Source organism: Nocardia otitidiscaviarum NBRC 14405 (assembly GCF_000308635.1).
Taxonomy (GTDB): Bacteria; Actinomycetota; Actinomycetes; order Mycobacteriales; family Mycobacteriaceae; genus Nocardia; species Nocardia otitidiscaviarum.
The window spans coordinates 74,355-86,376 of the sequence record NZ_BAGD01000044.1 but is presented as its reverse complement, the minus strand read 5'-3'; the positions used below and the strand labels follow the sequence as shown (position 1 = coordinate 86,376).

At 68.6% G+C, this 12,022-nt stretch carries 10 protein-coding genes and 1 tRNA gene; 8 read left to right on the top strand and 3 right to left on the bottom strand.

The window, feature by feature from the left end; all coding sequences use genetic code 11:
- Positions 1 to 8 precede the first annotated feature (8 nt).
- Positions 9 to 1,085 (bottom strand): ferredoxin reductase, encoded by a 1,077-nt coding sequence (locus ON31_RS08015; RefSeq protein WP_039811007.1) that lies wholly within the window; start codon positions 1,083 to 1,085, stop codon positions 9 to 11.
- 198 nt (positions 1,086 to 1,283) lie between these two features.
- Here ON31_RS08015 and ON31_RS08010 point away from each other — a divergent pair, with 198 nt between their 5' ends.
- On the top strand, positions 1,284 to 1,904 hold the full coding sequence (locus tag ON31_RS08010; RefSeq protein WP_029926853.1) for a TetR family transcriptional regulator: 621 nt from the start codon (positions 1,284 to 1,286) through the stop codon (positions 1,902 to 1,904).
- 4 nt (positions 1,905 to 1,908) lie between these two features.
- On the opposite strand, the gene ON31_RS08005 is transcribed toward ON31_RS08010, so the two are convergent.
- The gene (locus tag ON31_RS08005) at positions 1,909 to 3,273 is read right to left on the bottom strand and encodes an MFS transporter (RefSeq protein ID WP_029926850.1); all 1,365 of its coding nucleotides are present in this window, start codon (positions 3,271 to 3,273) and stop codon (positions 1,909 to 1,911) included.
- A gap of 134 nt (positions 3,274 to 3,407) precedes the next feature.
- Here ON31_RS08005 and ON31_RS08000 point away from each other — a divergent pair, with 134 nt between their 5' ends.
- The 5 genes from ON31_RS08000 to lysA all read left to right on the top strand — a co-directional run bounded on the left by ON31_RS08000 (position 3,408) and on the right by lysA (position 9,034).
- Entirely contained in the window at positions 3,408 to 3,983 is a 576-nt protein-coding gene (locus tag ON31_RS08000) for a PadR family transcriptional regulator (RefSeq protein ID WP_029926848.1), read from the top strand.
- A gap of 18 nt (positions 3,984 to 4,001) precedes the next feature.
- Positions 4,002 to 6,029 carry an NADPH-dependent 2,4-dienoyl-CoA reductase gene (locus ON31_RS07995; protein WP_039811005.1) on the top strand — a complete coding sequence of 676 codons (2,028 nt, stop codon included), beginning with the start codon at positions 4,002 to 4,004 and terminating at the stop codon, positions 6,027 to 6,029.
- Positions 6,029 to 6,604 (top strand): VOC family protein, encoded by a 576-nt coding sequence (locus tag ON31_RS07990; protein ID WP_039811004.1) that lies wholly within the window; start codon positions 6,029 to 6,031, stop codon positions 6,602 to 6,604. The genes ON31_RS07995 and ON31_RS07990 overlap by 1 nt, the downstream gene beginning before the upstream one ends.
- A 153-nt stretch (positions 6,605 to 6,757) precedes the next feature.
- Positions 6,758 to 7,552 carry a mycolate reductase gene (cmrA, locus tag ON31_RS07985; protein WP_029926843.1) on the top strand — a complete coding sequence of 265 codons (795 nt, stop codon included), beginning with the start codon at positions 6,758 to 6,760 and terminating at the stop codon, positions 7,550 to 7,552.
- A gap of 141 nt (positions 7,553 to 7,693) precedes the next feature.
- Positions 7,694 to 9,034, top strand: coding sequence for a diaminopimelate decarboxylase (lysA, locus tag ON31_RS07980; RefSeq protein WP_039811002.1), 1,341 nt, complete (start codon positions 7,694 to 7,696; stop codon positions 9,032 to 9,034).
- A gap of 10 nt (positions 9,035 to 9,044) precedes the next feature.
- Here lysA and ON31_RS07975 read toward each other — a convergent pair whose 3' ends face one another.
- Positions 9,045 to 10,808 carry a helicase HerA-like domain-containing protein gene (locus ON31_RS07975; protein ID WP_039811000.1) on the bottom strand — a complete coding sequence of 588 codons (1,764 nt, stop codon included), beginning with the start codon at positions 10,806 to 10,808 and terminating at the stop codon, positions 9,045 to 9,047.
- A gap of 353 nt (positions 10,809 to 11,161) precedes the next feature.
- On the opposite strand from ON31_RS07975, the gene orn reads away from it, so the two are divergent.
- Both orn and ON31_RS07965 read left to right on the top strand, forming a co-directional pair.
- Positions 11,162 to 11,800 carry an oligoribonuclease gene (orn, locus tag ON31_RS07970; RefSeq protein ID WP_039810998.1) on the top strand — a complete coding sequence of 213 codons (639 nt, stop codon included), beginning with the start codon at positions 11,162 to 11,164 and terminating at the stop codon, positions 11,798 to 11,800.
- Positions 11,801 to 11,854: 54 nt separating this feature from the next.
- Positions 11,855 to 11,927: transfer RNA gene (locus ON31_RS07965), tRNA-His, on the top strand.
- The last annotated feature ends 95 nt before the right edge of the window (positions 11,928 to 12,022 follow it).

Here is a 12,022-nt window from a genome sequence, read left to right as displayed (position 1 = left end):
CCTCCTTTTCAGATGGCGATGTCAACGTCCCCGACCGGGGCGTTGATGCAGAGCTGGATGGGCTGATCCGGGTCGCTGTCGAGCTCCCCGGTGCGCAGGTTGCGGGTGCACCCGCTGGTCTTGACCGCCGTGCAGGAGAAGCAGATCCCCATGCGGCAGCCGTATTCGGGCGTGAGTCCGGCGGCCTCGGCCTGCTCGAGCAGGGTCGCGCCGGAATTGGCGGCGGTGACGCCGCTGCCGGAGAAGGTGACCTCACCCTCGGCGGCGTCCGGATCGGCCGGTGCCACCGAGAGCGTGAACTCCTCGCTGTGCAGGTGGTCGGCCAGTTGCTCGGCCTCGTAGACGGTGCGCACGGCGTTCATGAGCGCGGGCGGGCCGCACAGGTAGGTCTCGGCGTCGGCGAACCAGGGGGCGAACTCCTCCAACTGGTCGTAGGAGAAGCGGTGCCCCGGATCGCGTTCCGGATACAGCAGCTCGATGCGCACATTGCCGTGCTGCATGGCGATGGCGTCGAGTTCGGCGCGGTGCGGCACCATTTCCGGAGCACGGTTGTAATGCAGGAAGACGACCTGGCCGGCGTAGCTCTCGGCCGCCAGCGTACGCAGCATGGACAGCACCGGGGTGATGCCGCTGCCACCGCTGATGAGCACGATCTTGTCCGGGCGCGGGTCCGGCAGGTGGAACACCCCAGCCGCCGGGGACAGGTCCACCACCATGCCGGGAATGGCGTGCGCGTTGAGGTACTGGGAGACGAGGCCGTTCGGGTGGGCCTTGACGGTGAGTTCGATATGCCGGTCGCGGCGGTTCTGCGTATTCACCGGTGAATAGCAGCGGGTGTGGCGCACCCCGTCGATGACCACGCCGATCTGCACGTACTGGCCCGCCAGGTGTCCGGTCCACTGCCGGGTGGGGCGCAGGGTCAGGGTCACCGAGCCCTCCGCGCTGCCCGGCCCCGGATGACGGCGCACGTGGGTGATCTCGGCGCGCATATCGCGCACGGTCAAGGTCGGGCGCACCAGCTCGAGATAGCGGTCCAGCGGGTGCGGGCTGGTGAGCGTCTGCACCAGTTCGAGCAGTCCAACCATGCGGGCCTCCTGTCGCGTCGCCGAGTTCGCCTCGGCGCGCCCCGTCGATCTTGCGGTGCACCGGGAGCACTAGCTCGCCAACTTTTCGGTGCACATCTGTACACTGAACTAGTCTGCCGAGTACCCAGCCTCGAGTGCAACCAGCAGTTCGTGTGACCCACGCGACATCTCGTGAAGGAACTGAATGTGAACGCATGTATGCTCATCGACGTGAGCGAGCAGGCAGCTACCCGAGTCGAACGCAAGGAACGCACCCGCGCCGCGCTCCTCGAAGGCACCCTCGCTCTCGCCGCCGACCGCGGTTTCGCCGCCCTGAGCCTGCGCGAGATCGCCCGCTCCGCGGGCATCGTGCCGACCGCCTTCTACCGGCACTTCACCTCTCTCGACGAACTCGGCGCCACCCTGGTCGATCAGGGCGTGCGCGAACTCCGCCTGGCCCTGCGGGAACTGCGCCGCACCCCCGACGCCCGTCTGGCCGAGACCGTCCGCTTCGTCTTCGAGCAAGTCGACGGCAAGGAAGATCTCTACGGATTCCTGCTCCGCGAACGCCACGGCGGTTCCGCGGCCCTGCGCGGCGCCATCTCCGTCGAACTACAGCTCATAGTCCGGGAACTGGTGGTCGACCTCTCCCGCATCCGCGCCCTCGACACCTGGTCCCACGACGACCTCGAACTGGCCGCCGACCTCATCGTCTCCACCGTCGCCGCCCGCATAGCCGACTACATCACCGCCGCCCCCCGCGACCGCGCCCACCTGATCGACACCGCCGTCCGCCAGGTCCGACTGATCTCCCTCGGCATGAGCGCCTGGCGCCCGTGAGCCGTCAGTCGGCGCGCAGCGCGGGGGCGCGCACCGGCAGCAGGGCGAGTAGGCCGATCGTCAGCACCAGCAGCAGGCCGACTATGCCCGCGCGGTCGGCGTCGAAGGCGTAGGCGAAAAGGCCGAAAAGGGTGGGGGCGAGGAAGGATACGGCTCGGCCGGTGGTGGTGTAGAGGCCGAACATCTGGCCTTCGCGGCCGGGTGGGGCGAGGCGGGCGAGGAAGGAGCGGGCGGAGGCTTGGGCGGGGCCGACGAAGACGGTGAGCAGGAGGCCGAAGATCCAGAACATGAGGGGGCCGGAGACGGCGAGTAGGGCGGTGCCGCAGATGATCATGGACACCAGTGACACCACGATGACGGATTTGGGGCCGACGCGGTCGTCGAAACGGCCCGCGACGACGGCGCCGAGGGCGGCGACCACGTTCGCGGCGATACCGAACAGCAGCACGTCGGCGTCGGCGATGCCGTAGACGTTCACGGCCAGGACCGCGCCGAAGGTGAAGACGCCGGCCAGGCCGTCGCGGAAGACCGCGCTGGCCAGCAGGAAACCGACCGTGCGGCGGTCGACGCGCCAGAGTTCACGCAGGTCTCGCCACAGCACCCGGTACGAGGTGAGCAGGGCGCGCCACCAGCCGGTCAGTCTGCTGCCGGTCCGAACCCGCACGGCCGCACCGGGATCGGCGTCGGTACGCGGCAACTCCGGAACCAGGAACAGCACCGGCAGGGCGAAGGCGGCGAACCAGACGGCCGCCAGCACCGCCACCAGCCGGATGTTCAGGCCGGTATCGGTGGGGACGCCGAACAGACCGCGGAAATCGCCGTCACCGCTGATGAAACCGAAATAGCAGATGAGCAGCAGCAGGATGCCGCCGAAATAGCCCATGGCCCAGCCGAATCCGGAGACGCGGCCCACCGTGGCGGGCGTGGAGACCTGGCGCAGCATGGCGTTGTAGGGGACGTTCGCGAGTTCGAAGAAGGCCGAGCCGAAGGCCAGCAGCACCAGACCCAGCCACAGGTAGTGATAGTCGTCGCGCACGAAGAACATGAGCGACATGCTCAGCACGGTCAGTCCGGTCAGAATCGCCAGGGAGAGTTTGCGTTTGGCGGTGGCGTCGAACCACTGACCGCTCACCGGCGCGGTGAGGGCCACCACAAGACCCGCCGCCCCCAGCGCCCACCCCAGCCAGGCGCTCGCCGAGATGTCACCGGGCAGATTCTCGCCCACCTTGTCGGTGAGGTACACCGAGAATACGAAGGTGAGGATCACGGCATTGAACGCCGCCGAACCCCAGTCCCACAGCCCCCACGCGACCACCTGCCCGCGGCCACTGGCCTGCCCGACCGTCGCCTGACCCGAAACCTCCGCCATCAGCGCAGGGTATGCGACGAATCGGAAACGGCGGCGGGAAACACGCCACCGTGCACGCGGCGGCCCTGCGGCCGTGCCCAGGCTCACTATGCACCGAGTTGCATAGTACAAGTCGTCGCAGTTATTCTCGGCACATGGCCCTCGAACACGCGTTGCTGGTATCGCTGACCGAGCGCGCCAGTTCGGGCTACGAACTGGCGCGTCGCTTCGACAAATCCATCGGCTTCTTCTGGAACGCCACCCACCAGCAGATCTACCGCGTTCTCAAGCGTATGGAAGAGCATGGCTGGGTGAGCGCCGAGGCCGTGGCACAGGACGGGCGACCGGACAAGAAGGTGTACACGGTCAGCGACGCCGGGCGAGCCGAACTCACCCGCTGGATCGCCGAACCGCTGGATATCGGCCCCATGCGCAACGAGCTGGGCGTGAAGCTGCGCGCCGCCTCACACGGCGACATCCCCACGCTCTGCACCGAGGTGGCCCGCCTGCGCGATCAGCACGCCCAACGACTGGAGCTGTATCGCGCCTTCGAGAAGAAGGACTTCTCCGCACCGGATCGACTCTCCGGAACGGCCCTGCACCAGTACCTCGTCCTGCGCGGCGGCATCCGCGTCGAGGAGGGGTTCGTCGACTGGTGCGATGAAATCCTCGCCGCCCTGCGGCGGGACACGGACCCGCGAGGCGACACAGCCCCGTCGCCCGCGCCTTGAGAAAGGCAGTGCTCAGCGATGAGTAGTTATCCGCACCTCGTCGAACCGCTCGACCTCGGATTCACCAGCCTGCGCAACCGGGTGGTGATGGGTTCCATGCACACCGGCCTGGAGGATCGCGCGTGGAACACCAACAAGCTCGCCGCCTACTTCGCCGAACGTGCCAAGGGCGGTGTGGGACTCATCATCACCGGCGGCTACGCCCCCAACCGCACCGGCTGGCTGCTGCCCTTCGGCGCGAAACTGACCAATAAGACCGAGGCGTACCGGCATCGCGCCATCACCAAGGCGGTCCACGCCGAGGGTGGCAAGATCGCCCTGCAGATCCTGCACGCGGGCCGCTACTCGTACATGCCCGGCAGTGTGTCGGCCTCCTCGATCAAGGCCCCGATCAACCCCTTCCGCCCGCGCGCCCTGTCGTCCAAGGGCGTCGAGCAGACCATCGACGACTACGCGCGCTGCGCCCAGCTGGCCAAGTTCGCGGGCTACGACGGCGTCGAGATCATGGGCGGCGAGGGCTATTTCATCAACCAGTTCCTGGTGCCGCGCACCAACAAGCGCAAGGACAAGTGGGGCGGCAGCTCCGAGAACCGCCGCCGCATCGCCGCCGAGATCGTCGAGCGGGTGCGCGCGGCCACCGGACCGGATTTCATCATCGTATTCCGGCTCTCCATGGCCGATTTCGTGGAGAACGGCCAGACCTGGGACGAGATCGCCGCTGTCGCAAGGGATGTGGAGGCCGCCGGGGCCACCATCATCAATACCGACATCGGCTGGCACGAGGCGCGCGTGCCCACCATCGTCACCTCGGTGCCGCGCGCGGCGTTCGTGGAATGGACCGCGAAAGTCAAAGGCATCGTGAGCATTCCGGTGTGCGCGTCGAACCGCATCAATATGCCCGAGACCGCCGAGGAGATCCTCACCCGCGGCGACGCCGACCTCATCTCGCTGGCCCGCCCGCTGCTGGCCGACCCGGACTGGGTGGTCAAGGCGCAGGAGGCGCGCACCGACGAGATCAACACCTGCATCGCCTGCAACCAGGCCTGCCTCGATCACGCCTTCCAGGCCAAACACGTGTCCTGCCTGCTGAACCCGCGCGCGGGACGCGAGACCGAACTGAAACTGCTGCCCACCCGGCGCACCCGGCGCTTCGCCGTGGTCGGGGCGGGCCCGGCCGGACTCTCCGCGGCGGTCAGCCTGGCCCAACGCGGTCACCACGTGGACCTGTACGAATCCGATGACAAGATCGGCGGCCAGTTCGACATCGCCCGGCGCATTCCGGGCAAGGAGGAGTTCACCGAGACCATCCGCTACTACACGCGGATGATCGAGGTCGCGGGCGTGCGCCTGCATCTGGAGACCCGCGCCACCGCCCAGCAGCTCATCGACGGGAACTACGACGAGGTCATTCTGGCCACCGGCGTGCGGCCCCGCATTCCGAAGATCCCGGGCATCGACCACCCGAAGGTGCTCACCTACGCCGAGCTGGTGCGCGACGGCAAACCGGTCGGCAAGAAGGTGGCCGTGATCGGCGCGGGCGGCATCGGCTTCGACGTGAGCGAATTCCTCACCGTGGAAGGGCATCCCAGTCTCAAGCTGGACGAGTGGAAAGAGGAGTGGGGCGTCACCGACGACGAGAACGTGCGCGGATTCGTCACCACCCCCAAGCCCTCCCCCGCCGCCCGAGACGTCGTGCTGCTGCAACGCAAGACCTCGTCCTTCGGCAAGGGACTCGGCAAGACCAGCGGCTGGGTGCACCGGGCGGCGGTGAAAGCCAAGGGTGTCGAGCAGATCGGCGGCGTGAACTACGAGCGCATCGACGACCGCGGCCTGCACATCAGCTTCGGCGAGAAGCGGGAGCGGCCGCGCGTCATCGAATGCGACAACGTGATCCTCTGCGCCGGACAGGAATCCGTGCGGGAACTGGAGGAGCCGCTGCGGACGGCGGGCGTGCGGGTGCATCTCATCGGCGGTGCGGACCTGGCCGCCGAACTCGACGCCAAACGCGCCATCGAGCAGGGCACCCGCCTGGCGGCGGCGCTGTAATGCCGCTGCTGACCCGCCTCGGCCTGCCCGGAGACGAGCGGGCCTGGGCCGCACTCGGGTTCACCGTCACCGACGGCACCGTGCGTATCGGCCAGGTGACGTGCACCTTCGGCGAACCCGCGTGGGGCTTCGACGAGGTGCACGCCGACCCGGCGCTGCTGGATGTCCCGGCCCTGCTGGATACGACCGACGCACCGCCCGCGGCGCCGCATCCGAACGGCGTGACCCGCGTGGACCACATCGTCTACTGGGTCCCCGACCTGGACACGGCGGTCGAGGACCTGAACGCGGTCCTCGGCGTGCCCCCGCGCCGCCGCTTCCACCCGCGCGGCCCCGACGGCCCGGAAATGGCCTTCTACCGCGTCGGCGAAGCCTTCATCGAGGTCGTCACCTCCGGCCTGCCCCGAGCCCTGGTCGGCGTCGCCTTCATGGCCGACGACCTGGATGCCACGGTCACGGCCGTTCGCACCGCCGGCGGCCCCATCGGCGACCCCAAACCGGCGGTCCAGGGCGGCCGCATCGCCAGCGTCTGGCGAGGACATGTCGACTGGGGCATTGCTTTCATGGAGAAGTAGACCGCAGACGCGACAACTGATCTCGTGAGGCGATGGGAACTCGTCGGGTACGCCCAGCATGGTTTCGGCACTCACCGCCGGCGCGCGTGCACGACTGGCGACGGCTGTCAACCGCGCGCTGAAGGTTCGGGGAGGCGGGTAAGCTCGCCAACCGTGAGTCTTCCCGCACCCACCGCTGACAACCGTGCCGTCGTCACCGGAGCCTCGTCCGGTATCGGCACCGCCCTCGCCACCGAGCTCGCGTCGCGCGGCTACAACGTCATCCTCGTCGCCCGGCGCGAGGATCTGTTGAACCAGCTGGCGCAGCGGCTGACCGAGAAGTACGGCGTGATCGCCGAGGTGCGGGCGGTGGACCTGTCCGATCGGGAGCAGCGGGCTCCGCTGGCCAAGGAGCTCAGCGGCCGCGATATCGCGATCCTGTGCAACAACGCCGGGGTGGCCACCTTCGGGGCGCTGGCCGACCTGGATCTGGACTACGAGCGCGACATCATGGAACTCAATGCCGTCGCCGTGCACGATCTGTCCCTGGCGGTGCTGCCGGGCATGCTGGCGCGGCGCGCGGGCGGCATCCTGATCACCGGTTCGGCGGCGGGCAATATGCCCATCCCGAACAATGCCACCTACGCCGCGAGCAAGGCGTTCACCAATACCTTCTCCGAATCGCTGCGCGGTGAACTCAAGGACACCGGCGTTCACGTCACGCTGCTGGCCCCCGGCCCGGTGCGCACCGACAATCCGGATCAGGAGGATGTGGGCAACAAGATCCCGGACTTCGTCTGGGTCTCCGCCGCGCACGCCGCCAAGATCTCCATCGACGGCCTGGCCCGCAACCGGATGCGCATCGTCCCGGGCGTGCTCAGCAAGGGGATGAGCCTGGCCGGGCAGTTCGGCCCGCGTTCCATCACCTCGGTGGTCGCCGGCTCGGTTTACAAGAAGCTGGGCAGCTGACCGGCTGAGGATCAGGAATCCGTCAAGATCGACCGGGAGGCCGTCAAAGCAGCGTTACCGGATGCGCCGGTCCCCCGGAACCGGCGTAGTCCTGACATCGGCCCCGCATACCGAACGGCGGGGACGACAGCTGGAGACACCGTGACGCTGCTCGACATGTTCCCCTCCCTGGGATCGACGATGGTGCCGCGACTGGCCCCGTCGGTCTGGCCGACCGACACCCACTACGACACGGACGGCCGCATCACCGTCGGCGGGGTGGCCCTCTCCGATATCGCCGACCAGTACGGCACCGCCACCTACGTGCTCGCCGAGGACGAGGTGCGCGCCCGCTGCCGCGCCTACCGCAAATACTTCCCGGACGCGGAGGTCATCTACGCGGGCAAGGCGCTGCTCACCCGGGCGGTAGCGGAATGGGTTACCTCCGAAGGGCTTTCGCTGGACGTCTGCTCGGCCGGAGAGCTCGCCATAGCCCTGGCGGCCGGTGTCGATCCCAAGCGAATCATCCTGCACGGCAACGGGAAACCGTTTCACGAGATGCAGGCGGCGGTGCGCGCCGGTGTCGGTCGCATCGTGATCGACTCGCTCACCGAGATCCCGCTGCTGGCCGCGCTGGCCACCACACCGCAGCGGGTGCTGCTGCGCATCTCCCCCGATATCGACATCGACTCGCATCCGGCCGTGCGCACCGGCGTCGCCGACCAGAAGTTCGGCTTCCCGGTGGGCAGCGACCTGGCCGCCGAAGCGGTGGAACGCGTACTGCGGCAACCGAATCTGCGCCTGGTCGGCTTTCACTGCCACCTCGGATCGCAAATCCACGACACCTTCCCGTTCGGGGAGGCGGTACGCCGCCTGGTCTCCGCCATGGCACGGGTGCGCGACGACCACGACCACCTGCTCACCGAACTGGATCTGGGCGGCGGGCACGCGGTGGCCTACCGGTGCGGTGACGCCGAGATGAACCTGCCCGAACTCGCCGACATCGTCGAGGACGCCCTGGACGCCGCCTGCGCGCGCTACGGCTTCCCGCGCCCGACGATCGCCGTCGAACCCGGCCGCGCCATCGTGGCGCGGGCCGGGATCACGCTGTACCGGGTGCTGTCCATCAAGCGGATCGACGACGGCCACACCTATGTGACGGTGGACGGCGGCATGAGCGACAACCCGCGCGTGGCGCTGTACGGCGCGCGCTACGACGCCGTGGTCGCCAACCGGCACACCGTCGGCCCGGAGATGACCGCCACCGTCGCGGGCCGCTACTGCGAAGCGGGCGACATCCTCGCCGCCGACGTGCGTCTGCCCGCCGACCTGCGGCCGGGCGAGGTGCTGGCGATGCCGTGCACCGGCGCGTACCACCACAGCCTCGCCTCCACCTACAACGGCGTCGGCCGCCCACCCATCGTGGCGATCGGCGGCGGCCGCTGCCGCGAACTGCTGCGCCGCGAGACGGTCGACGACCTGCTGCGCCGCGACGTGGGCTAGCGGCGGGCGGTCACCGCTTCCTGGTGCCGAAGATGCTGCGGCCGATCTCGCGTCCGGCCACGGTGGCGGCGGAGCGCAGGAAGTTCTTGAAGGCCGCGTTGTTGACGATCTTCTCGGCCATGGACTCCTCCACCGGCTCGGCCCGGCGGGAGCGGGAGCGTGTGGGCGCGGGTTCGTCCTCGGCCCGCTCCGCCGCGGCGGCGACCTTCTCGGCGAGGATCTCGTAGGCCGAATCCCGGTCGACGGTCTGGCCGTATTTGGCGTACAGGGTGCTCGACTGGGCACGGGAGCGGATGCCGTCGTCACCGATGGTGTCCATGAGCGAACGCGGCGGCTGCATACGGGCCCAGGCCACCGGGGTGGGCGCGCCCTTCTCCGACAGCACGGTGACCACCGCCTCGCCGATACCCAGTGAGGTGAGCGCCTTCTCGAGGTCGTAGGTGGCGGTCTTCGGGTAGGTGCGCACGGTCTTGGACAGCGCCTTCTGGTCCTCCGGGGTGAAGGCGCGCAGCGCGTGCTGGATGCGCGCGCCCAGCTGCGAGAGCACCGAGTTCGGGATGTCGGTGGGCAACTGGGTGCAGAAGAACACGCCGACGCCCTTGGAGCGGATGAGCTTCACCGTCTGCTCCACCTGGTCCAGGAACGCCTTGGACGCGTCGTTGAACAGCAGATGCGCCTCGTCGAAGATGAACACCAGCTTCGGCTTGTCCATATCGCCGATCTCCGGCAGCGTCTGGAACAGATCGGCCAGCACCCACATGAGGAAGGTCGAGAACAGCTGCGGCCGCGCGGCCTGCGAACCCAGTTCGAACAGCGTGATCACGCCCTGACCGCCCGCGGTGCGCAGCAGATCCGCCGGATCCAGTTCCGGTTCGCCGAAGAAGGTGTCACCGCCCTCGGCCTCCAGGTTCACCAGGGCGCGCAGGATCACGCCCGCCGTGGCGGCGGAGACGCCGCCGATACCCTTGAGATCCTCCTTGCCCTCCGGGCTGGTGAGGAACTGGATCACCGACCGCAGATCCTTCAGATCCAACAGCGGGAAGCCGTTCTTGTCCGACCAGTGGAAGATCAGGCCCAGGGTGGATTCCTGGGTTTCGTTGAGTCCCAGCACCTTCGACAGCAAGATCGGCCCGAACGAGGTGATGGTGGCGCGAATGGGCACCCCGATGCCACCGGTGCCCAGCGAGACGAACTCGCACGGATACCCGGTCGGCTGCCAGTCCGGATCGCCGGTATCCTCGGCACGCTTCAGGATCTTGTCATTGGACTGTCCCGGCTGCGCGAGCCCGGACAGGTCTCCCTTGATATCGGCGAGCACCACCGGCACCCCCGCCGCCGACAACTGCTCGGCGATGCCCTGGATGGTCTTGGTCTTACCGGTGCCGGTGGCCCCTGCGACCAATCCGTGCCGGTTCATGGTCTTCATCGGAATACGCACGCGCGCGGTCGGATTCACCTCACCGTCCACGATGACGGTGCCCAGCTCGAGGGCGAGCCCCTCGAAGGCGTAACCGGCCGCGATGGCCTCCGCCGGAGCCGCCGCAGCGTCCTCAGTCGCCGCAGCGTTCTTCGTCGCCGCATCCGATTCCGCCTCGGCCGCCTTTGCCGCGTCTGTTGTCGCCGCAGCCTTTGTCGCCGCAGCCTGCTCCGCGGCTTCCTGTTCGGCCGCTTCCCGCTCGGCGGCCTCGGCCGCGGCGGCCGCCTCCGCCGCGACGCGCGCCGCTTCCTCCGCGGCCTTGCGGGCCGCCGCTGCCTTTTCCTGCGGGGTTGTCATCGCGCCGTCCTCCGTTGATCTGCCACTGCCTGCTCTGCCGAACACACCGCCGAACAACAAACCGACCGCCTGATAACGCGCGGATCTGCCGCAAACAGTATCGCGCGGCCGGTCCTCCACCCCGCCCCGACGCGGCCGAGAGACCGGCACCCGTGGCAGCGCGCAGCCGTCAGGCAACCGCGCCACGCCCGCGCGGCGATGCATCGCACGCCCGGCGCACCCGCACGGCATGGACCCACACCGTCGCGCCGGATCGGAACGGCCCGCATCGCGCGACGCCACGCTGAACACGCTGGGCCGACGCCATCCGGGTGCGCCCGGCGGACCACGACCGAACGGCTACTGTGTCTCCGGTGAGCGACAAGTACCTGGTGTGGATCGACTGCGAGATGACGGGCCTACGGCTCGACAGCGACAAGCTGATCGAGGTGGCCGCGCTCGTGACCGACAGTGACCTCAATATCCTCGGCGACGGCGTGGACATCGTGATCCACGCCGACGATGCCGCGCTGGCCGCCATGCCGCCGGTGGTGACCGAGATGCACGCCCGCTCCGGGCTGACCGAGGAGGTCCGCCGCTCCACCGTCACCGTCGCCGAGGCCGAACAGCAGATCCTCGACTACATCAAGCAGTACGTGCCCACCCCGCGGACCGTGCCGCTGGCGGGCAACTCCATCGCCACCGACCGCGGTTTCATCGCCCGCGACATGCCCACCCTGGACGCGCATCTGCACTACCGCATGATCGATGTCAGCTCCATCAAGGAACTGGCCCGCCGCTGGTACCCCCGCATCTACTTCGGCCAGCCGGAGAAGGGCCTCGCCCACCGCGCCCTGGCCGATATCCGCGAATCCATTCGCGAGCTCGAGTACTACCGCCGCACCGCGTTCGTCCCCGCCCCCGGCCCCTCCACCGCGGAGATCGCCGCCGTGGCCGCCGACCTGACCGGCACCGAATCCCGCCCCGGAAACACCCCCTCATCAGCCGATTAGGAACTGGACGCCGGTTCGCGCTACGATCTACCGCGCCGGAAGTTACCGGCGATGGTGACCGTAGTTCAGTTGGTAGAGCACCAGGTTGTGATCCTGGCTGTCGCGGGTTCGAGTCCCGTCGGTCACCCCGAGCGGAAGCCCGGTCCATCGCGGACCGGGCTTCTCGCATATCCGGCCCGAATGTGTTTCCGGCCGCAGTGCGCCATCGGGGTTTTCGCCCAC

Excerpts from the sequence above, each read along its gene's own strand:
- ON31_RS08015 (WP_039811007.1), bottom strand. The coding sequence starts at position 1,085 with ATGGTTGGACTGCTCGAACTGGTGCAGACGCTCACCAGCCCGCACCCG.
- ON31_RS08010 (WP_029926853.1), top strand. The coding sequence starts at position 1,284 with ATGCTCATCGACGTGAGCGAGCAGGCAGCTACCCGAGTCGAACGCAAG.
- ON31_RS08005 (WP_029926850.1), bottom strand. The coding sequence starts at position 3,273 with ATGGCGGAGGTTTCGGGTCAGGCGACGGTCGGGCAGGCCAGTGGCCGC.
- ON31_RS08000 (WP_029926848.1), top strand. The coding sequence starts at position 3,408 with ATGGCCCTCGAACACGCGTTGCTGGTATCGCTGACCGAGCGCGCCAGT.
- ON31_RS07995 (WP_039811005.1), top strand. The coding sequence starts at position 4,002 with ATGAGTAGTTATCCGCACCTCGTCGAACCGCTCGACCTCGGATTCACC.
- ON31_RS07990 (WP_039811004.1), top strand. The coding sequence starts at position 6,029 with ATGCCGCTGCTGACCCGCCTCGGCCTGCCCGGAGACGAGCGGGCCTGG.
- ON31_RS07975 (WP_039811000.1), bottom strand. The coding sequence starts at position 10,808 with ATGACAACCCCGCAGGAAAAGGCAGCGGCGGCCCGCAAGGCCGCGGAG.